The sequence below is a fragment of the Pseudomonas sp. Pseusp18 genome (assembly GCF_059506005.1).
Window position 1 is genome coordinate 6,494,592 of the sequence record NZ_CP169240.1, and the last position, 22,268, is coordinate 6,516,859.

Consider the following 22,268-nt stretch of genomic DNA (forward strand, 5'->3'; position numbering starts at 1 on the left):
CGGTTTATCCTCGGATCGCCCAGAAAGCCAGGTTCAACCCCGGGAACTGACCCGCGATGTGGAACGCAAAACCGCCGGAGTTGGCCAGTTGTTGCCAATGCTCGCTGCCCCGGTCGAGTTCGTAATAGGTGGAGCCGGCGTGATAGGGAATCTGCCGTGGCGCCACCGGCAGCGGCAGCAGACCGATGCCCGGCAATTGCAGGTTGACCATGTCGCGAATGTGTTCCACCGAGCCGATTTTGCTCTGCAGGCCGAAGCGGCTGCGCAGGGTCTCGGCAGGTACATCGGCACGCACCACCAGGATAAAACTGGCGTTGTCGAGCAGGGTCTTGTCAGCCAGCATGGCCACATGAATGCCATAGGCTTTTTCGACGATCGGAATCGGCGTGGCCTTGCTGTCGATCAGCATCGACAGTGCCTCACGCAGGGCTTGCATCACCGGGGCAAAACTCAGCGCGAGGTCATCATGCTGGTACTGCGGGAATTCCTGCGGTCGCCGCCCGGAAGCGGTAAAAGTCGAGAATTCCCCGGCCAGGCTCACCAACTCGCTGTAGAACCGCTCGGGATGCAACGGGCTCAAGTGGCTCAAGTGCTGGATCAACGGCTGGGCACGGTTGACCAGTTGCAGCAGCATGAAGTCGGCAATCTCCGAGGCACCGCCGGCACCGGACGCCACCACCCGCCCGGCGAGCGCTTCGCCACGCTGATGAAGCAGGCCCAATAGCTCGTTGCGAAACGCAGCCAAGGGCGTGGAGGCGACCACATCCAGCAGCGGCGGGATGTAAGTGTCATCGAGCACCAAGGCGCGGTCGGCGCGTTTCTCCTTGATTCGCACCAGGCCGATGGCCGCGTAGTCGCTGATGCCATCCCGGGCGACCAATAATCGCAGTGCCCTCGACCCCACGGCCACCGGGGCCTGGTTTTCGAACGGAGCGTTGTCGTCCCGCACTTCGCGCACCTGACTCACATAGCGCGCAGCACCCAGGGCCTCGCCTTCGTCAACGGTGTCACGCGCACCGGCGCGCTTGAGCGGCAAGGCCAGGTACACCAAACCATCGCGCAGGTTGTCATCGATATTCAGCGGGCTCGGCGCCAGATCATCCTGGGGAATGTTGAATGGCGTGCCGTCTGGCAACAGGCCCCGCGCCGAGATGATCGCCAGTTTGCCCTGGGCCAGCAGGCCCTGGTCGATCAGCAACTCAGAAAACCCCCAGGCACCGGCCGACAATGGGCGACTCCGGGCGTCGATGAGGTTCTCCAGGTAACGGTCATGCTGCTGGAAGTGCTGCGTTCCAATGAACATGCCTTCCGACCAGACCACGCGATTGTTCCAGGACATGGGGGGCTCCGATTGTTTATTGGGCAGGGCTGGATGGGGGAACCGCGACGGCGCTGCGCACGGCTCGCACGTCGAGGCTGATCTGGTATTCGGTGTATTGGCGCGGCGGGACGTTCATCACCGTGCGCCACAGCGACTGATCCAGCTCGCGATACCCCACCAGCACGCCGATATGGCGGGTGGCCGGATCGAGGTCACGCTGCAGACTCAACTGCTGGCCAGGCTGGATCAGCACTTCGTCCTGGTCGATCAGATCCGCACCGAGCGTCGCCTGGGCTCGTTCGGCCAGTGCGAAATAATCGGAACGACCGAAGGTGGCGGCATTTTTCAATTCGAAAATGCGCACCCGGACCGGGGCCGGCTGGCCAGTGGCTCCGGGGTTGAGCCCGGCGATGGCGTGAAAGTGCAACTCGACGGCGGCCGTGTCGGCCTCAGCCTCTTCGGGCTGGGGTTTGGTGGCCTCCTTGGCACACGCGGTCAGCAGAAGCGCGGTGGCGACTGCGAGTAAAAACCTGTGAATCATCCTGCGTCCTCAATGACGTTTCAGCTATCCGTTGTTCCGTTCTTTGCTCTGAATGCCGTTATGCAACGGCCACGCTCAGCGGCGGCGTTGTCTTGCACTGTGTTCTTCGTAGGCACGGCTGAATTCCCGACCGAACAGGTCCTGGAAATCCTCCTGGGCCTCACGGGAAATATTGCTGTAGAGCTCGGTGAACTGCTGCCAGTACTGGGCCTGTCGTGAACCATTGAAAATGCTCGACAGGCCACCGGGCTTGCCCATGCGCTCTTCCAGTTGTGCCGGCTCGAAACGCGCCAACAGGTGCTTGATCGCAGCTTCCACACCGGCCATCACCGCCAACTGGTGGGCACGCAAGTCATCGAAGCTGTCGCGCACCGCCAGGTCCGGCGCCATGAACGCTTGATTGGTGTGGCGCAACAGCAGCAGCAAGGCCTCATCGACGTTGGGAGCGAATTTCAGCGGGTTGTTTTCCACCGGCTGAATCATCGTCTGCTGAATGCGAAACTCGCCCTTGAGGCTGCTGCGGGCGCGCAAGACATCGATCAGGCCTTCGACCATCAATCGATAACTGCGGCCGATGTTTTCCATCTGCGCTTCGGCCTGGGCCTTTTCCAGGCGCACTTGATCCAGCCCGGCGCCGCGCAGAAAGGCTCGTAACAGGTCGGGTTGCGAATGGTCGACCGGGCCGGGCGGATTGACCGGATGCTCGACGATGGCCACGGGTGGTTCGTGCCGTGGTGGCGGCTCGACCGGTGCCTCGACCGGTACGCTGACTTGAGGCGTTGGCGGCGCAACCTCTGCAACAGGCAAGGGGGCGACAGGCAGGGGTGCAACCGCCACCGGCGCGGGCTTGTCGCTGAACAGGTCCCAATCTTCCGGAATCACCGGCGCTGGGGCTGGGGCCGACGCCAGCGGCACAGGCTCGGCCATGGGCGTCGGGTTGGGGATCGGGGTCGGTGGGCGGAAGTCGTGCTGCTCAGCCGGGACATGGTCGGACTGGGTGGCCGGCGGGACGGTGGTCGGTGCCAGAAAGTCGAACAAGTCCGGCAGCGTGTCCATGGCCGACACGCCCTGAAAATGTGCAGGGGGGGTCACGGGCAACGGGGTCGGAGTTTTCACGACGGCGCCCTGGCGCCCCATCAAGGCATCGAAGCTGCTGGATGAATCGGCAAAAGGGTTGCTGTCAGTCACCGGCAGATTGAAATCGATACGCGCCTGGATTTCATAATCACCTATGCGGATAACTTCCCCATCTTGCAACGGCTCGCTGTTTCCTTTGCGCAGACGAATGCCAGCCTTAACCAATTCCACACCATTAGTGCTGTTATCGGTTAAATAATACCGGCCATCTTTATATTGAATAACGCAATGCTTTCCGGAAACCAAGCGCTCTGGATCGGGCAATACCCAGTCATTATCAGAATTACGGCCAATTGCCATCACTCCCTGATCCATGGATTTTTCAGAGCATTGACCAGGGGTAATCTTGTGATAACTAGTGATAGTCAAACACAGCGGCATCTTGCCTCCTTGCTGCACACTTTGCGCGCCGGCGAATGAGGGGATCAATCCCCGCGGAACTCGCCGACAAACCTTGCAAACAACCTCAAAAACAACTTTTTACCAGCATATTTGCTGATCTTAACCGGTTTACGTGACAAAAAACCTGCGTCAGTACCTTCCTGGACCTACCGGTCGCAAGGGTTGTTAAGCACCTCACATCTGTCACACAGGAGAAATAGCTTACCTTGACAAGCCATAAGTACTACACCAAAAATGAACAACTTTCTTGAATACAATGATGGCACTTTAAGATCATAGAGGATCCAAAGGGCCATTACACACAAGGAAACATGCGAAGTTCCACTTGGAACTAACGTGTGAACTGCCCGATTCTGTCTCGGGCGATAGGGAGATCAATTTCAGTGGAAGTGCCTTTGCTGCTCGCCGCCGTTTCCGCGACTTCGCCTTGTGGCGAAGATCTGGAATACGACGCGGACTTTTTGCGCCTGGAACGCGACTCCCAAGGCCAGCCCGAGCGCAGCATGGGCGATTCGATATTGCCTGCCGAACCGCCTGAATGGCGCAGCATCCAGCAGCAAAGCCTGGACTTGTTGCAACGCAGCAAAGACCTGCGTATCACCCATTTCCTTTTGCAAAGCTCCCTTGCCCTGGAAGGTGTCCCCGGCCTGGCCCGCGTCCTGACGCTGATCAGTGAATTGCTCAAGCAATACTGGGCCGACCTGCATCCACGCCTGGATGCCGAAGACGACAACGATCCCACCGTGCGCATCAATGCCCTCGCCGGCCTGGCGTCCGATGCCACCATTCGCCTGCTGCGCGAAAGTATCCTGGCCCGTTCGCGAACCTTTGGCGCTGTCAGCCTGCGCGCCGCCGCCAACGCCAGCGGCCTGCAAAGCTTCCCTGACGAAAACCTCGGCGCCGAACAACTCGCCGGAGCGTTCCTCGACAGCGATCCCGAACAGTTGGACATCATCCGCAAAGCCTTGCACGAGGCCCGTAGCGCCGCCGAGACCATCGAGCAACACGTCAGCGAACAAGTCGGCTCCGCCCAGGGCGTTGACCTTGGCCCGTTGAAGCAGCCGCTCAAAATGGCCTTGCAGATTCTCGGTCAGTTCGCCCCGCAGAGCGGCGACAGCCCCCTGCCCGATGCCATCAGCGACGACAGTGCCGCGCCGGTTGAATACCCCACCGCGCCAAGCGCGCCGCGCAACGCCAGCACCAGCACCAGCACCGGCGAAATCAACAACCGTGACGACGTGCTGCGCAGCCTGGACCGGATTCTTGCTTATTACACCCGTCACGAGCCCTCCAGCCCCCTGCCGGTGCTGTTGAACCGGGCAAAGAATCTGGTGCACGCCGACTTCGCGGCGATCGTGCGCAACCTGATTCCCGACGGCATCAGCCAATTTGAAAACCTGCGCGGACCAGACAGCGAATAAAAGCGTACGGATCACGCAGTCACGTCACCGGCACCGCCGATGACGCCAACACCGTCGCTTGAGCGACCAGGAGCAGCAACGTGGCGAAGCAAAGTTCTCAGAAATTCATCGCGCGCAACCGTGCGCCTCGAGTGCAGATCGAGTACGACGTCGAGCTTTACGGCGCCGAGAAAAAGGTCCAGTTGCCCTTCGTGATGGGGGTTATGGCTGACCTCGCCGGCAAGCCCGCCGAGCCTCTGGCACCTGTGGCCGATCGCAAGTTCCTTGAAGTGGATGTGGACAACTTCGACTCCCGCCTCAAGGCCATGCAGCCACGCGTTGCGTTCCACGTGCCCAACGAGCTGACCGGCGAAGGCAACCTGAGCCTGGACATCACCTTTGAAAGCATGGACGACTTCAGCCCGGCCGCCGTGGCGCGCAAGGTCGACTCGCTGAACAAGCTGCTCGAAGCGCGCACTCAATTGGCCAACCTGCTGACCTACATGGACGGCAAGACCGGTGCCGAAGAAATCATCATGAAGGCCATCAAGGATCCGGCGCTGCTCCAGGCACTTGCCAGTGCGCCCAAGCCCGCCGAGCCTCAGGCTTAATCAGGACGAATGATCATGACCGATCCAGTACGCGCAAGCGCCCAGACACTGGGCACCACCGAAGAAGCCAGCGAGTTCGCCTCCCTGCTGCTGCAAGAATTCAAACCCAAGACCGAACGCGCCCGTGAAGCCGTCGAGACCGCCGTGCGCACCCTGGCCGAACAGGCCCTGGCGCAGACCGACCTGGTGTCCAACGACGCCATCAAGTCGATTGAGTCGATCATCGCCGCCATCGACGCCAAGCTCACCGCCCAGGTCAACCAGGTCATCCATCACCCGGAGTTCCAGCAACTGGAAAGCGCCTGGCGTGGCTTGCACTACCTGGTCAACAACACCGAGAGCGACGAGCAGCTCAAGATCCGCGTGCTCAACATCTCCAAGACCGACCTGCACAAGACCCTGAAGAAATTCAAGGGCACCGCATGGGACCAGAGCCCGATCTTCAAAAAGATGTACGAAGAAGAATACGGCCAGTTCGGCGGCGAACCTTACGGCTGCCTGGTGGGCGATTACTACTTCGACCAGTCGCCGCCGGATGTCGAATTGCTGGGCGAACTGTCGAAAGTCTGCGCCGCCATGCACGCGCCATTCATTGCCGCCGCATCGCCGACCGTGATGGGCATGGGCTCGTGGCAGGAACTGTCGAACCCGCGCGATCTGACCAAAATCTTCACCACCCCGGAATATGCCGGCTGGCGCTCGCTGCGTGAATCGGAAGACTCGCGTTACATCGGCCTGACCATGCCGCGCTTCCTGGCACGCCTGCCGTACGGTGCCAAGACCGACCCGGTGGAAGCCTTCGCCTTCGAAGAAAACACCGACGGCGCCGACAGCTCCAAGTACACCTGGGCCAACGCCGCTTACGCGATGGCGGTGAACATCAACCGCTCGTTCAAACACTTTGGCTGGTGCTCGCGCATTCGTGGCGTGGAGTCTGGTGGTGAAGTGGAGAACCTGCCGGCGCACACCTTCCCGACCGACGACGGTGGCGTGGACATGAAGTGCCCGACCGAAATCGCCATTTCGGACCGCCGTGAAGCGGAACTGGCGAAGAACGGTTTCATGCCGCTGCTGCATAAGAAAAACACCGACTTCGCCGCGTTCATCGGCGCCCAGTCGCTGCAAAAGCCGGCCGAGTACGACGACCCGGATGCTACCGCCAACGCCAACCTGGCCGCGCGCCTGCCCTACCTGTTCGCCACCTGCCGTTTCGCCCATTACTTGAAGTGCATCGTGCGCGACAAGATCGGCTCCTTCAAAGAGAAGGACGAAATGCAGCGCTGGTTGCAGGACTGGATCCTCAACTACGTCGACGGTGACCCAGCGCACTCCACCGAAACCACCAAGGCCCAGCACCCATTGGCGGCGGCCGAAGTGATTGTCGAAGAGGTGGAAGGCAACCCGGGGTATTACAACTCTCGGTTCTACCTGCGCCCGCACTATCAGCTCGAAGGTCTGACGGTGTCGCTGCGCCTGGTATCCAAGCTGCCTTCGGCTAAAGGCGCGTAACACCGCCCTTGATGTGATCGTTCCCACGCTCAGCGTGGGAACGATCAGAAAACACAACGTGGTAGACACCACACAGGGAGAGAACATGGCTGTTGATATTTTCATCAAGATCGGCGACATCAAGGGCGAGTCCATGGACAAGGCCCACAAGGACGAAATCGACGTCTTGAACTGGAGCTGGGGCATGTCTCAGTCCGGCAATATGCACGTGGGGGGCGGCGGCGGAGCCGGCAAGGTGAACGTCCAGGACCTGTCGCTGACCAAGTACGTCGACAAGGCTACACCCAACCTGATGATGCACTGCGCCAGCGGCAAGCACATCGACAAGGTCAAGCTGACCGTGCGCAAGGCCGGCGGCGAAAGCCAGGTCGAGTACATGATCATCAACCTGGAAGAAGTGCTGATCAGTTCCCTGAGCACCGGCGGCTCGGGCAGCGATGATCGTCTGACTGAAAACGTCACCCTGAACTTCGCCAAGGTGCTGGTGGACTACCAGCCACAAAAAGCCGACGGCACCAAGGAAGGCGGGCCGATCAAGTTCGGCTGGAACATCCGCCAGAACGTCAAGGTGTAATCGAACGTGCCCCCGTCGTTATGCGCCGGGGGCATTTTGGTGCTTGCTCGAATCCAATCCTTTCCCATCCGGTGTCTGAGTCATGGCCAAGCCTTCGTTTGTCAATTTGTGGAAAGCCTATTCCGACCTTCTGGTTACGTATCCTGACGCCAAGCCCTGTGAGGGCCCTTGGGAAAACCAGTGTGCTATCCGCATGAGCGCGACACTCAATGCAGAGCTGACCATCAAGGTCAACAAATCCACCTATACCGAACCCAAGTGTGCACATGAGCACGCCCGGGGTGCCGAGTCGCTGGCGAACTGGTTGTGGAAGCATCATCTGGGGCGACCAACCATTCTGGGTAACAGCGCCGAGGAGCGTCGCACGTTGATGGGCAAGACCGGGCTTATCTTCTTCAAGGACTGTTTCCAGCAGTCAGGGGAGTCGGCGGACAATCGTACTGGCGATCATATTGATCTATGGAATCGGGGCCTGACCCAAACCGGCGACCTCTTTTACAGATCCAGAGCTGTCTGGTTCTGGGAGCTCGCATAATGAAAAATCACCGGCTCGCCATGTGCCTGGCGATAAGCCTGACCAGCCTGAGCGCATGCGCCGAACATGCCCAGATGCCAACAACCCAGGCCGTCTTTGTTGGGCAGCAACTCAGCCTGATTGACGACCAGGGTCAATGCACGCTGGTCAAACCTGACCAGAGTCGCATGAAGCTGGACATGGAATGGCCTTGCAGCTTCAGCCTGAATAAACAACAGCAACTGCGCGTAGAAACGTTCAACAACATCCCGATATTTTCGGTCTGGCGCAGCGAGCACATGCCTGCGCCCAGCCGCGACTGCCTCAGCAAAATGCAGGCTATCCGCCAGATCCCGGGAGGGCTGGAGGCGGGAGCGGTCAACACGTTTGCGTCCTGCGGCACGGGAGGGGACCAAAAAATGTATGTAGCGCCATTTACGTGGTAACCGACATCGCCACCCGTGATCGCCTGCAACCGTCCCTGCTGGATCGGTTGACCGACGACGACCCAGGCAACCTCAAGGAAAGCGCCGACAAGCGCGTACTGTCCCTGACCCAACTCAAAGCCTCGGTGCTGCGGGACCTGGCGTGGCTGCTCAACACCACGTCATTGCTCAGCGCCGATGCGACCCTGCACACACCGGCCGGCACTTCGGTGGTCAACTTCGGGCTGCCAGCCCTGGCCGGCAACAGTGCATCGAACGTCGATATCGCGGCGCTTGAAGCACTGATCCACCAGGCCATCGCCACGTTCGAGCCGCGAATTCTGCGCCATACCCTGCGCGTGCGGGCCCGGGCATCCGCCGAGATGAATCACAACGCCCTGAGTTTCGAGATCGAAGGCGACCTCTGGGCCCAGCCAGTGCCGCTGCGCCTGATGCTGCAAACCGACCTGGACCTGGAATCCGGCCATGTGCGAGTGGTCAACGCCGACCAGCGGAGACACTCATGAACCCGCGCCTGCTGGAACTGTACAACCAGGAACTGCACCACGTGCGCGAAAGCGCGGCGGAGTTCGCCCAGGAATACCCGAAAATCGCCAGTCGGTTGACGTTGTCCGGCATGGACTGCGCCGATCCGTACGTCGAACGCTTGCTGGAAGGGTTCGCCTACCTGACGGCGCGGGTACAGCTCAAGCTCGATGCCGAATACCCGACCTTCACCCACAACCTGCTGGAAATCGCGTACCCCCATTACCTGGCGCCGACACCCTCGATGACCGTGGTGCAATTGCAGGCAGACCCCGATGAAGGCTCACTGAGCAGCGGCTTCCCGTTGCCCCGGGATACGGTTCTGCGCGCAGCCCTGGGTCGCGAAAGCCAAACCTGCTGCGAATACCGCACCGCCCATGCGGTGACGTTGTGGCCATTGCAGGTCAGCCAGGCCGAGTACTTCGGCAACCCGTCCGCCGTGCTCGGGCGCCTGGCCGCCAGCGCCCCCAAGGCCAAGGCTGGCCTGCGCCTGACCCTGCGCACCGGTGCCGAACTGCCGTTCAACAGTCTGGCCCTGGACAACCTGCCGCTGTACCTCAACGGCGCCGACGAACAGCCCTTTCGCCTCTACGAACAGTTGCTGGGTAACGCCTGCGCCGTCTTCGCCCGTCAGCCCGGCGGCGATTGGGTAGAACGCCTGCCCCAGGATGCACTGCGCTCCGTGGGGTTCGACGATACCGACGCCGCGTTGCCAGTGGTGTCGCGAGCCTTCCAGGGCTATCGCCTGTTGCAGGAATACTTCGCCCTGCCCCGCCGCTTTCTGTTTGTCGACTTCACCGGGTTGAGCCGGGCGGTCAAACGCTGCCAGGGCCAGGAGCTGGAATTGATTGTGCTGTTCAACCGTCACGATCCGAGCCTGGAAGGCAGCGTCGGTGCCGCGCAGTTCCTGCCGTTCTGCACCCCGGCAATCAACTTGTTTCCCAAGCGCCTGGATCGCATTCACTTGTCGGAACGGGTGAATGAACACCATGTGATCGCCGACCGTACCCGGCCGATGGATTTCGAGATTCATTCCCTGACCGCCCTCACCGGCCATGGCACCGGGTCGGAACAGCCTTTTTTGCCGTTCTACGCCGTCCGCGATCCGTCTCGCTACGGCCGCGATCAGGCGTATTACACAGTGCGGCGCGAACCCCGCATGCTCTCCAGCGACCAGCGGCGCAACGGCCCACGCTCGACTTACATCGGTAGCGAAACCTTCGTCAGTCTGGTGGACAGCCAGCAGGCGCCCTATCGTCACGACCTGCGCCAATTGGGCGTAACGGCGTTGTGCACCAACCGCGACCTGCCGCTGTTCATGAGCATGGGTAACAACAAGACCGACTTCACCCTGGCCGACAGCGCGCCGGTAGCGGCGGTACGCTGCGTGGCAGGCCCGAGCCGCCCACGCGCCAGCCATGCCCACGACGCCAAGGCCTGGCGGTTGATCAGCCAGCTTTCGCTGAACTACTTGTCCCTCAGCGAGCAAGGCCAGGGCGCCGCCGCCCTGCGCGAGCTGCTGCGCCTGTATGGCGACGACAACGATGCAGCCTTGCAATTGCAGATCGAAGGCCTGCGCGAAGTCAGCAGCAAAGCCTGCACCCGACGTTTGCCAATGCCGGGCCCGATCGTGTTTGGCCGCGGTATGGAAATCACCCTGGAATTCGATGAGAACGCGTTTCGTGGCACGGGCGTCTTTTTGCTCGGTGCAGTCTTCGAGCGCTTCCTGGCACGTTACGTGTCGATCAACAGTTTTACCGAGACGGTGATCCGTACCACCGAGCGCGGCGAGATCATGCGATGGAAAGCCAAACCCGGACGCCGTCCGACCCTGTGAATACCCTGGACGCGATGCACCAGCAGCCCTGGGAATACGACTTCTTCCAGGCATTACGGCGCATCGAGTGCGAATCGCCTGAGCTTCCGCGCCTGGGCCATTCGTTGCGCCTGGCCGATGACCCCTTGCGCCTTGGGCAACAGGCCGATTGCACCTTCGCCCCGGCGACCCTGGCCTCGGTACAGCCGGGCATCGACGGTTCGCCAGCGCGTCTGGAACAGTTCTTTTTTGGCCTCGGCGGCCCCAACGGCCCGTTGCCGCTGCACCTCACCGAATATGTGCGTGAACGCCAGCGCAACAACGCCGACAGCACCAGCAAACGCTTTCTGGATGTGTTCCATCATCGCCTGCTGAGCCTGTTTTACCGGGCCTGGGCCGAAGCGCGACCGACAGTCAGCCATGATCGCCCGGACGATGACTACTGGTCGGCACGTCTGGCAGCGCTAAGCGGTCGAGGCATGCCGAGCCTGCTCAAACAAGGCCTGATACCCGACACGGCGAAGCTGCATTACAGCGGTCATCTGTCGGCACAAACCCGCTATCCCGACGGTTTGAAGGCAATCATCGGCGAGTACTTCGGCCTGCCGGTGGAGATCGAAGAATACGTCGGCCAATGGCTGGTGCTGCCGGAGCGCAGCCGCGTGGGCGTCAGCGCCCATCAATTGGGCGTGGATTTTTGCCTGGGCCGCTGCGTCTGGGATCGCCAGCACAAATTCCGCATTCGCCTGGGGCCGCTCAAGCTGGATGACTACATGAGCATGTTGCCCGGCAGCCCATCCTTCAATGAGCTGGTGGCCTGGGTGGCCGAATACCTGGGCCATGAACTGGACTGGGATCTGAACCTGGTTCTGAAACAGCCCGAAGTGCCGACGCTGCAACTCAATGGCCGCTTCCGCCTGGGGTTCAATACCTGGGTGGGCAAGCCCGCAAAAGATGCCAAGGACTTAATACTGGCCCGGCATTACGCCGAGCAAGCCAACACCTCACAGATCTCAAGGAGCCAAGAGCATGGGTGAAATCAGTCGCGCCGCGTTGTTCGGCAAACTCAATAGCGTGGCCTACAAAGCCATCGAAGCCGCCACCGTGTTCTGCAAGTTGCGCGGTAACCCTTATGTGGAACTGGCCCACTGGTTTCATCAGTTGCTGCAATTGCAGGATTCAGACCTGCACCGCCTCATCCGCCAGTTCAATGTCGAGCCGGCGCGCCTGGCCCGGGACCTGACTGAAGCCCTGGATCGTTTGCCACGTGGCTCGACGTCAATCACTGACTTGTCTTCCCATGTGGAAGAAGCCGTGGAGCGTGGCTGGGTCTACGGCAGCCTGATGTTCGGCGAAAGCCAGGTGCGTACCGGTTATCTGGTGCTGGGCATCCTCAAGACCCCGAGCCTGCGCCATGGATTACTGGGACTGTCGGCAGAGTTCGACAAGATCAAGGTCGAGGCCCTGAGCGAGCGTTTTGACGAGTACGTCGGCGACTCGCCGGAAAATGCACTCAGCGCCAGCGATGGTTTCAACGCCGGCAGCGTGCCCGGTGAAGCCAGTGGCGCCATGGCCCCAAGCGCCATGGGCAAGCAGGAAGCGCTCAAGCGCTTTACCGTCGACCTCACCGAACAAGCCCGCAGTGGCAAGCTTGACCCGATCGTCGGCCGTGACGAAGAGATCCGCCAACTGGTGGACATCCTCATGCGCCGTCGGCAGAACAACCCGATTCTGACCGGTGAAGCCGGCGTCGGAAAAACCGCGGTGGTCGAAGGTTTTGCCCTGCGCATCGTCGCCGGCGACGTGCCGCCGGCGCTCAAGGATGTGGAACTGCGCAGCCTGGACGTCGGCCTGTTGCAGGCCGGCGCGAGCATGAAAGGTGAATTCGAACAGCGCCTGCGCCAAGTCATCGAAGACGTCCAGGCCTCACCAAAACCGATCATCCTGTTTATCGACGAAGCCCACACCCTGGTAGGTGCCGGTGGCGCCGCCGGCACCGGGGACGCGGCCAACCTGCTCAAACCGGCCCTGGCCCGGGGCACGTTGCGCACCGTGGCCGCCACGACCTGGGCCGAGTACAAAAAGCATATCGAAAAAGACCCGGCCCTGACCCGCCGCTTCCAGGTGGTGCAAGTCGCCGAACCGTCCGAAGACAAGGCGCTGCTGATGATGCGCGGCGTAGCCTCGACCATGGAAAAACACCATCAGGTGCAGATCCTCGACGAAGCCCTGGAAGCCTCGGTCAAACTGTCCCATCGCTACATCCCCGCGCGCCAGTTGCCGGACAAATCCGTGAGTCTGCTGGACACCGCCTGCGCCCGGGTCGCCATCAGCCTGCACGCCGTGCCGGCCGAAGTGGACGACAGCCGTCGGCGCATCGAGGCGTTGGAAACCGAGCTGCAGATCATCGCCCGCGAGCACGCCATCGGCATCGTCATCGGCGCCCGCCAAACCCAAAGCGAAAACCTGCTGAGTGCCGAACGCGAACGCCTCGCCGAGCTGGAAAGTCGCTGGGCCGAAGAGAAAACCCTGGTAGACGAACTGCTCGCCACCCGCGCCACCCTGCGCGAGCGCGTCGGTGTGGTGGACAGCGAGGACGGCAGCGAGACCAGCCACGCCTTGCGCGAAAAACTGGTGGACCTGCAACAGCGTCTCAGCGCCCTGCAAGGGGAAACGCCGCTGATTCTGCCGACGGTCGATTACCAGGCCGTGGCCTCGGTGGTCGCCGACTGGACCGGGATTCCGGTGGGCCGCATGGCCCGTAACGAACTGGAAACCGTGCTCAACCTCGACCTGCACCTGAAAAAACGCATCATCGGCCAGGACCACGCCTTGCAGATGATCGCCAAACGCATCCAGACCTCCCGTGCCGGCCTCGACAATCCGAGCAAGCCGATCGGGGTATTCATGCTCGCCGGCACCTCCGGTGTGGGCAAGACCGAAACCGCCCTGGCGCTGGCCGAAGCCATGTACGGCGGCGAGCAAAACGTCATCACCATCAACATGAGTGAATTCCAGGAAGCTCACACGGTGTCCACCCTCAAGGGCGCGCCACCGGGCTACATCGGCTATGGCGAAGGCGGCGTGCTGACCGAAGCCGTGCGGCGCAAACCCTACAGCGTGGTACTGCTGGACGAAGTGGAAAAGGCTCACCCGGATGTGCACGAGATCTTCTTCCAGGTCTTCGACAAAGGTGTGATGGAGGACGGCGAAGGTCGGGTGATCGACTTCAAGAACACCTTGATTCTGCTGACCACCAACGCTGGCACCGAGCTGATTGCCCAGGTCTGCAAAGACCCGCAAAACGTGCCGGAGCCCGAAGAAATCGCCAAGGCCCTGCGCCAACCACTGCTGGAGATTTTCCCGCCGGCATTGCTGGGCCGGCTGGTGACCATTCCGTATTACCCGCTCAGCGACGAGATGCTCAAGGCCATCACCCGCCTGCAACTCAACCGCATCAAGAAGCGCGTGGAAAACACCCACAAGGTGGCTTTCGACTACGACGACGCGGTGATCGACCTGATCGTCTCCCGTTGCACCGAAACCGAAAGCGGCGGGCGGATGATCGACACCATCCTGACCAACAGCCTGCTGCCGGACATGAGCCGCGAATTCCTCACCCGCATGCTCGAAGGCAAGGCACTGGCAGGCGTACGGATCAGCGCCCGGGATAACGAATTGCACTACGACTTCAGCGACGCCGCCTAAGCGGCCACCCCTCTGTAGGAGCTGCCGAAGGCTGCGATCTTTTGATCTTGATCTTTCCCTTGAAACTCAAGCGACATCAAGAGAAAAGATCGCAGCCTTCGGCAGCTCCTACGGAAGGAATCCAGCAGTGACAAGGGATAACTGATGCTATTCAAGCAACTCTCACGCCTGGCAAAGATCACCAGCCCCCTGGGGCCGGATGTGCTGTTGCTCAAGGACATGGGCGGAGACGAAGAATTGGGGCGGCTGTTCAGCTATGAGCTGCAGTTGCACTCGCTGGACAACGCCATCGACCTCAACCAGCTGCTCGGCAAACCCATGTGCCTGAGCCTGCAACTGGACGGCGGTGGCGAGCGTCATTTCCATGGCATCGTTGCCCGTTGCAGCCAGAACGTCGACCAGGGCCAGTTCGCCAGTTACCAGGCCACGCTGCGGCCCTGGCTATGGCTGTTGACCCGCACGTCCGATTGCCGGATTTTCCAGAACCTGACCATCCCGCAGATCATCAAGCAGGTGTTTCGCGACCTGGGTTTCTCGGATTTCGAAGATACCCTGAGCCGGCCCTATCGCGAGTGGGAATACTGCGTGCAGTATCGCGAAACCAGCTTCGACTTCGTCAGCCGCCTGATGGAACAGGAAGGAATCTACTACTTCTTCCGCCATGAACAGGGTCGTCATGTGCTGGTGCTGGCCGATGCCTACGGCGCCCATGCCAACGTGCCCGGCTATGCCTCGGTGCCCTACTACCCCAAGAATGAGCAGCAGCGCGAACGCGATCACATCTACGATTGGCACCTGGCCCAGCAAGTCCAGCCGGGCTCGCTGGAACTCAACGACTATGACTTCCAGCGCCCTGGCGCGCGGATTGACGTTCGCTCGGCCATGCCTCGTCCGCACACCGCCGGCGATTATCCGCTGTACGACTACCCCGGCACCTATGTGCAAAGCGAAGACGGCGAACACTACGCACGTACCCGCATCGAAGCCTTGCAGACCCTGCACGAACAGGTCGAGCTGGCCGGCAACGCCCGAGGCCTGGGGTCGGGTCATTTGTTCAGCCTCACCGGCTTCAGCCGCCAGGACCAGAACCGCGAATACCTGATCGTCGGCGCCCGCTACCACATTGACCAGGAAAGCCTGGAAACCAGCGGTGGCGCGGCCTCGGCGCAGTTCGAAAGCAGCCTGACCTGCATTGATGCACAACAAAGCTATCGCCCGCTGCCCAACACCCACCGCCCAATCGTCAAAGGCCCGCAGACCGCACTGGTGGTCGGCCCCAAGGGCGAGGAAATCTGGACCGACCAGTTCGGCCGGGTGAAGGTGCACTTCTACTGGGACCGTCACGACCAATCCAACGAAAACAGTTCATGCTGGATTCGCGTGTCGCAATCCTGGGCCGGAAAAAACTGGGGCTCGATGCAGATCCCACGAATCGGCCAGGAAGTCATCGTCAGCTTCCTCGAAGGCGACCCGGATCGGCCGATCATCACCGGCCGCGTCTACAACGCCGAACAGACCGTGCCCTACGACTTGCCGGAAAACGCTACCCAGAGCGGCATGAAAAGCCGTTCGAGCAAGGGCGGCTCGCCGGCCAATTTCAACGAAATCCGCATGGAAGACAAAAAAGGCGCCGAGCAGTTGTATATCCATGCCGAGCGCAATCAGGACATCGTGGTCGAGGTGGATGAAAGCCACTCGGTGGGCCACGACCGCAACAAAAGCATCGGGCATAACGAGACGGTGACCATCGGCAACAACCGGCTGCGCATCGTCAAGCAGGAAGACATTCTGTCGGTGGGCCAGCGCAAGACCGACAGCATCAGCCAGAGCTACGTCATCGAAGTGGGCGAAAACCTGCGGCTGGTGTGCGGCGAAAGCATCCTGGAGCTCAATGCCAGCGGCCAGATCAACCTGACCGGCGTGCAAATCAGCTTCTATGCCAGCGGTGACGCCGAGATCAACACCGGCGGCGTGCTGCACCTGAACAACGGCGGCGGCCCTGGCGCTACGCCTGACGGCCAGGGCGTCAAGGCCAGCATCGACGCCAATATCAATGCCGCATTCCCCAAGCCCAAGGGCTAACCACGAGATTCAAGCGCCATGACTTACCGCATCAATGAGCTCCAGTTCCAGCTGCCGGCAGGCGAGCTGCAAGACGCGACGATCAACATCCTCAAGTTCCCCGAACTGGGCACCTCGCTGATTGTCAGCCGCAGCTTGCTGGCCGAGGGCGAAACCCTGCAAAGCAACTTCGACGACCAGCTCAAGCGCCTGGAAAAACAAGTGCAGGACTTGCGTTTTCAACCGGGCGTCGCCGTGCGCCTGGGCGCCAGCCAGGAGGTCGAAGGCATCGAGTTGCGCAGCCAGTTCAACAAGGGCAACGACAAAGTCTTCCAATATCAGTTGGCGCTGGTATTGCCCGGCACCCGCAAAATGCTCGCCTTGAGCTACGTGAAGGCGGAAAAACTCGGCGATGCCGAAGCCGCGCATTGGGCAACCATCAAGAGTTCGCTGTTGTTCGACGTTCCGGCCTGATGAGCACCCTGCATGTCTGACGCACTCTGGGCCGCCCGGCTGGGCGATGCACTCGACCACACCTCGATGATGGCCGACATTCTTGGCGGCGTGCTGGAGGTGGCGGCCAACATCGCGATCACCGCGGTGGCGACGGCTGCCGTGGTGGCGGCCACGGGCATCACCGTCGCCACCGGCGGCCTCGGCTGCTTCCTGCTCGGCGCGGTGGTGGGCACCATCGTCGGCCTTGCCATGAGCAAGACCGGGGCCGACAAGGGCCTGAGCAACCTGTGCGAGAGCTTCAGCAATGCGCTGTTCCCGCCCACGGTGCAGGCGACGATTCTCACCGGTTCCACCAACACCCTGACCAACAACATTCCCGCCGCCCGGGCCGCCGGGGCGATTCCGTCCCATGTCGCGCCGGCCGGCACCGAGCTGGAGGCACCCGAGCCCGAAGCCGAGCCCAGCTATCTGGACATGGCCGAGAGCTTCTTCTCGCAGATGTGGCGCCCCACCGTCGCCACCCCGGCGCCCGGCGCAGTGCCCAAGCCACTGGACCTGGTCACCTGCATGAAGCATCCGCCGATGCCGCCGCAGTTTCTGGCCGAGGGCTCGGACAAAGTCACCATCAACGGCCAGCCCGCCGTGCGCAGCGGCGACCGCACCACCTGCGACGCCAAGGTCGTATCGTCCGGGCTGATCTCATCGAACGTGACCATTGGTGGCGGTTCGGTGGTAGTGCGTGAGATCCGCAGCGGCAAGACCCCGGGCGTGGGGCTGGCGGTCACCGCGTTGCTGATGCTCAAGGGCGGCAAGGGCAAGTTCTTCAGCAAACTGCCGTGCATGCTGATCGGCGGCGCGACGTCGATGGCTGTCAGCAGCGCCATGGGCGCCATGGCCAACGCCGCCATGGGTTCGTCGAACCCGGTGCATGCTGCGACCGGGGCCAAGGTGCTGGGAGGCGATGAAGAGCTGGACTTCGTGCTGCCGGGCATCTTGCCGATCGATTGGCAGCGCTTCTACAACAGCCGCGACGAACGCCGCGACAGCTTGTTCGGCGCGGGTTGGAGCGTGTCCTACGAGGTGCGGGTTGAAATCCTGCCTCACCCGGAGGGTGGAGAAACGCTGGTCTACACCGATGAGCAGGGCCGGCGCATCGATATGGGCTCGATTCCTCTGGGCGGCGCGGTGTTCAGTGCCGGTGAAGGGCTCAGTGTTCGGCGGCATGTGAATGGGCAGCTGCTGATTGAAAGCGATGACGGTGTGTACCGTTTGTTCAATCCGACGCCGGGCAATACAGCGCTGCTGCGCCTTGATCAATTGGGCGACCGCAACGACAACCGTATCCACCTCGACTATGACGAAACCGGACGGTTGGTGCGCCTGCGGGATACTTTCAATCTGGTGCAGGTCGAGCTGATTCAAGAAGGCGGTCGTGTGGCTCGGGTGGAACGTCTGTACCCCGATCAACACCGCGAAATACTCGTCAGCTACGGTTACGACGCAATGGGCAATCTGGCCGAAGTGCGCGATGCCACCGGCCAGGTGCAACGGCGCTTCAGCTACGACGCTGGGCGGCGGATGGTCGAGCATCAGTTGCCCACGGGGCTGCGTTGTTTCTATGAATGGGCGTTGGTTGAAGACCTTGAATGGCGCGTGGTCGGGCACTGGACCGACGAAGGCGACACTTACCAGTTCGACTATGACCTGAAGGCCGGTGTCACGCGCATCACCGATGGTTTGCAGCGCATCAGTACTCGCCACTGGAACACCCAGCACCAGATCACCGAGTACACCGACAACCTCGGCCAGACCTGGCAGTTCGAGTGGAACGACGAACGCCAATTGCTCAGTGCCACCGACCCGCTGGGCGGGCGCTATGAATACAGCTACGACGACGCCGGCAACCTGATCGGCGAAACCGACCCGCTGGGCCGCAGTGACTCGACCCTATGGCTCGAGCACTGGGCCTTGCCGCTGGTGGAAACCGATGCTGCAGGCAACAGCTGGCAATATCGCTACGATCAGCGCGGCAACTGCATCGCCGAAACCGATCCGCTGGACCATGTCACCCGCTACCGCTACGACACCCAAGGCCAGGTCGTCGAGATCATCGACGCCACCGGCAAAAGCAAAAGACTGCGCTGGAACCCGTTCGGCCAACTGGTCGAACACATCGATTGCTCGGGTTATCCGACGCGGTTCATCTACGACAACCGGGGCTATCTGCAAACGATCACCGATGCCCTCGGCGAACGCACCCAATTCAGCTACGACGCCCAGGGGCGGTTGCTCAGCAGCCAATTGCCGGACGGTCGCACCGAACAGTATCAGCGCGACGTCGCCGGCCAGTTGATCGGCTACACCGACCCGGCTGGGCACACCACGCTGTATCAACACAACCGCCGCGGCCAGGTGCGCCAGCGTACCGACGCCCACGGCCGGCAGGTGCAGTTTGGATATGACCGCTATGGGCGGCTGCAGGCGCTGACCAATGAGAATGGCGAAAGTTATCGCTTCGCCTGGGATGCAGGGGATCGGCTGACAGAACAACAGGATCTGGATGGCAGTGCCAAGCGCTACACCTATGACCTGCTGGATAACGTCGCGGCGGTCACGGCTGTTCCGGCGCCTTACGGCAACGGCCTGGCCGTCGTCCCCGAGTCGCCCCCCGCTCCCATCGTTCACCAACTGGAACGCGACGCCGTCGGCCGGCTGATCGCCAAAGTCACCGACGATGGCCGCACCGACTACTCCTACGACCCACTGGACCAGCTCACCGCCGTCACCTTCACCGACCACCAGGGCAACGCACAAACCCTGAGCTTCGCCTACGACGCCCTCGGCCAGTTGCTCGAAGAACAAAGCGCGGCCGGCAACCTGCACTACCACTACGACGAACTCGGCAACCTGATCCAGACCCAACTGCCCGACGGCCGCTGGCTCAATCGCCTGTACTACGGCAGCGGCCACCTGCACCAGATCAACCTCGACGGCCAGGTCATCAGCGACTTCGAACGCGACCGCCTGCACCGCGAAGTGCTGCGCACCCAAGGCCAGATCAGCACTCGTAGCGAATACGACCGCAGCGGGCGCTTACGCTCACGCCAACGCCGACACAGCAGCCAGCCATCGCTGATGCCGGCAGCGGTGCAGAAACATTTCGAGTACGACCCCGCCGACAACCTGATCGGCAAACTCGACCAGCAACCCACCACGCAACACCGCCAACTGCTGCACTACGACGCCACTGGCCGCATCATCGCCAGCCAGGACAGCCTGCACGGCCAGCGCGAAACCTTCGCCTACGACGCCGCCGCCAACCTGCTGGACGGCCCACAACCCGGCGCCGGGCTGGTGGTGCACAACAAACTGCTGACCTATCAGGACAAGCGTTATCGCTATGACGCGTTTGGCCGGATGATCGAAAAACGCAGCGCTCAACGGGGCCTGCAGCGCTTCGGTTACGACGCCGAAAGCCGGTTGATTGAAGTGCGCAATGAAAACGGCAGCGTGGTCAGAATGACCTACGACCCACTGGGCCGGCGCATCGAAAAAACCGTACACGACACCAACGGCTACCCTCTCGGCGAAACCCGCTTCACCTGGGACGGCCTGCGCCTGTTGCAGGAACATCGCCATCAACAGACCAGCCTCTACCTCTACGAAGACGAAGGTTACGAACCCCTGGCCCGCGTCGACGGCACCGGCCCGCTGCAAAAAATCCGCTACTACCACAACGACCTCAACGGCCTGCCGGAACAGCTCACCGAGGCGGACGGCCACAACGTCTGGCAGGCGAGTTATCGGGTGTGGGGCAACACGTTAGAAGAGGTGCGCGAGCCGTATTACATTGAAGAGCAGAACCTGCGGTTTCAGGGGCAGTACCTGGACCGGGAGACAGGGCTGCACTTCAATACGTTCAGGTTTTATGATCCGGATGTGGGGCGGTTTACGACGCCGGATCCGATTGGGTTGGCGGGGGGAATCAATCTTTATCAATACTCACCTAACCCATTCACTTGGATAGACGCTCTGGGCCTAAGTTGCTCGAGCGATGCTAAAGTTCTTGGAAGCCGTTTGGGTAAAGCGCCAAACTCGAACTATCGAGCCCACCATATAGTAATGTCCAATTCGAAGGATGTGCGTATGCGCTGGTTGAGAAGACGTATGGACAGACTTGGCATTGACATAAATCAGAAAGAAAATGGTATATGGCTGCCTGTAAACCCACAGTCCCGTTTACCAAATACAACAGCAACCGCTCATGCTGGGGAAGGAGTACATGGCAATGCGTATAAACAACACGTATGGGAAACCCTAAAAGGGGCGAACACAAAATCTGGATTCGAGTCGGGTTTAAATAAACTCAACTTGGAGCTCAACGGTGGAAAGGTTTTCCCATTAGCAAAGTAGGAGATACCCCATGAAGGACTTTTTATATGCACGACTCAATGAATATAAGGATAAATATTCAGAGCTTATATCGTCTATGGAGAAAAACTACAAAACGACAATCTGGGGCATGGGGATCATGCCTTCCTATTCGCCGGCCCCCTATATGTCGGAGCTCCAGGGATGTAAGCCTGGACGTTTTTTAAAAAAAGATTCCGAGCCAGCCAAAAACAGGCAATGTTATTTCTTGAATAAAGATAACAAAATAATAGGCGAGTTAAAATTTGCAAAATACGTAACAATTAAAAAGCAATGGATTGTTTATAGAAAGTTTTTTTTGCATGAGGCCGATCAAATCCTTGAGCTTACATTCGGCAGTGAGCTAAACGGCAACCTAGAGGCCAACCTTGACTCGGTTTCCCTGATTAAGTTTCTGAATGACAAAGCTACAGGGCATTACTGCTTGAACAACACGGGAGAATACTTCGAAACCCATTATAAATACAACGCCGATAAAATCACTTCGATTACTGAAAAAATATGGCGAAGCACCTTCACGAAAAGGTCTTATGAGATCAATCACGCAGATGATTCCCTAACCATTTTTGAAATACTTACGGACAATAGCAAACTGAAAATTTATCCTGAGGAATGATTGACAAAATCAATCTCTTGAAGAGCAAGTGTTTACCCACACTTGAAGACTCAGAGCATTCGAGAGGCGGTCGTACTCTAGGGTTATTTATTACCATCCAAGATGGCGGTTCCATCCAGCCCAACATTCACGGAAACGATTACTGGAAAGTGTACAAAGCCAATAGATCTGGAGAAGATATTGTATTTGGTAGAATTGGA

General features: G+C 60.3%; 17 protein-coding genes. 14 read left to right on the top strand and 3 right to left on the bottom strand.

All coding sequences use genetic code 11. From position 1 onward, the window contains the following. Positions 1-4 precede the first annotated feature (4 nt). From tssK to tagH, 3 genes are all read right to left on the bottom strand, one after another. Entirely contained in the window at positions 5-1,339 is a 1,335-nt protein-coding gene (tssK, locus tag ACEN9A_RS29385; protein WP_018927421.1) for a type VI secretion system baseplate subunit TssK, read from the bottom strand. Between the two features lie 16 nt (positions 1,340-1,355). Continuing rightward, positions 1,356-1,862 carry a type VI secretion system lipoprotein TssJ gene (gene tssJ, locus ACEN9A_RS29390; protein ID WP_018927420.1) on the bottom strand — a complete coding sequence of 169 codons (507 nt, stop codon included), beginning with the start codon at positions 1,860-1,862 and terminating at the stop codon, positions 1,356-1,358. A gap of 75 nt (positions 1,863-1,937) precedes the next feature. Continuing rightward, positions 1,938-3,380, bottom strand: a complete 1,443-nt coding sequence (gene tagH, locus ACEN9A_RS29395) for a type VI secretion system-associated FHA domain protein TagH (protein WP_258671666.1) — start codon at positions 3,378-3,380, stop codon at positions 1,938-1,940. Positions 3,381-3,784: 404 nt separating this feature from the next. On the opposite strand from tagH, the gene tssA reads away from it, so the two are divergent. The 14 genes from tssA to ACEN9A_RS29465 all read left to right on the top strand — a co-directional run bounded on the left by tssA (position 3,785) and on the right by ACEN9A_RS29465 (position 22,068). Then, entirely contained in the window at positions 3,785-4,822 is a 1,038-nt protein-coding gene (tssA, locus tag ACEN9A_RS29400; protein WP_258671667.1) for a type VI secretion system protein TssA, read from the top strand. An 80-nt stretch (positions 4,823-4,902) separates the two neighbouring features. Further along, a complete protein-coding gene (tssB, locus tag ACEN9A_RS29405) occupies positions 4,903-5,412 on the top strand; it encodes a type VI secretion system contractile sheath small subunit (RefSeq protein ID WP_007894500.1) in 510 nt (169 codons plus the stop codon). Between the two features lie 15 nt (positions 5,413-5,427). Next, positions 5,428-6,921, top strand: coding sequence for a type VI secretion system contractile sheath large subunit (tssC, locus tag ACEN9A_RS29410; protein ID WP_018927417.1), 1,494 nt, complete (start codon positions 5,428-5,430; stop codon positions 6,919-6,921). Between the two features lie 85 nt (positions 6,922-7,006). Then, positions 7,007-7,495, top strand: coding sequence for an Hcp family type VI secretion system effector (locus ACEN9A_RS29415; protein ID WP_018927416.1), 489 nt, complete (start codon positions 7,007-7,009; stop codon positions 7,493-7,495). An 82-nt stretch (positions 7,496-7,577) separates the two neighbouring features. Next, positions 7,578-8,030, top strand: coding sequence for a type VI secretion system amidase effector protein Tae4 (locus ACEN9A_RS29420; RefSeq protein WP_018927415.1), 453 nt, complete (start codon positions 7,578-7,580; stop codon positions 8,028-8,030). Further along, the gene (locus ACEN9A_RS29425) at positions 8,030-8,455 is read left to right on the top strand and encodes a hypothetical protein (RefSeq protein ID WP_019650056.1); all 426 of its coding nucleotides are present in this window, start codon (positions 8,030-8,032) and stop codon (positions 8,453-8,455) included. Before ACEN9A_RS29420 ends, ACEN9A_RS29425 begins: the two co-directional genes overlap by 1 nt. Further along, on the top strand, positions 8,449-8,961 hold the full coding sequence (gene tssE / locus ACEN9A_RS29430; RefSeq protein ID WP_018927413.1) for a type VI secretion system baseplate subunit TssE: 513 nt from the start codon (positions 8,449-8,451) through the stop codon (positions 8,959-8,961). Before ACEN9A_RS29425 ends, tssE begins: the two co-directional genes overlap by 7 nt. After that, positions 8,958-10,817 carry a type VI secretion system baseplate subunit TssF gene (tssF, locus tag ACEN9A_RS29435; protein WP_258671668.1) on the top strand — a complete coding sequence of 620 codons (1,860 nt, stop codon included), beginning with the start codon at positions 8,958-8,960 and terminating at the stop codon, positions 10,815-10,817. Before tssE ends, tssF begins: the two co-directional genes overlap by 4 nt. Beyond that, positions 10,781-11,833, top strand: a complete 1,053-nt coding sequence (gene tssG, locus ACEN9A_RS29440) for a type VI secretion system baseplate subunit TssG (RefSeq protein WP_026331811.1) — start codon at positions 10,781-10,783, stop codon at positions 11,831-11,833. Before tssF ends, tssG begins: the two co-directional genes overlap by 37 nt. Beyond that, the gene (gene tssH, locus ACEN9A_RS29445) at positions 11,826-14,504 is read left to right on the top strand and encodes a type VI secretion system ATPase TssH (RefSeq protein WP_258671669.1); all 2,679 of its coding nucleotides are present in this window, start codon (positions 11,826-11,828) and stop codon (positions 14,502-14,504) included. Before tssG ends, tssH begins: the two co-directional genes overlap by 8 nt. Before the next feature lie 144 nt (positions 14,505-14,648). Beyond that, a complete protein-coding gene (locus ACEN9A_RS29450) occupies positions 14,649-16,586 on the top strand; it encodes a type VI secretion system Vgr family protein (protein ID WP_258671670.1) in 1,938 nt (645 codons plus the stop codon). Positions 16,587-16,604: 18 nt separating this feature from the next. Beyond that, entirely contained in the window at positions 16,605-17,039 is a 435-nt protein-coding gene (locus ACEN9A_RS29455; protein ID WP_258671671.1) for a DUF1795 domain-containing protein, read from the top strand. A 12-nt stretch (positions 17,040-17,051) separates the two neighbouring features. Then, complete coding sequence (locus ACEN9A_RS29460; protein WP_258671672.1) at positions 17,052-21,434, top strand: RHS repeat-associated core domain-containing protein; 4,383 nt, start codon at positions 17,052-17,054, stop codon at positions 21,432-21,434. Positions 21,435-21,444: 10 nt separating this feature from the next. Next, a complete protein-coding gene (locus ACEN9A_RS29465; RefSeq protein ID WP_258671673.1) occupies positions 21,445-22,068 on the top strand; it encodes a hypothetical protein in 624 nt (207 codons plus the stop codon). The last annotated feature ends 200 nt before the right edge of the window (positions 22,069-22,268 follow it).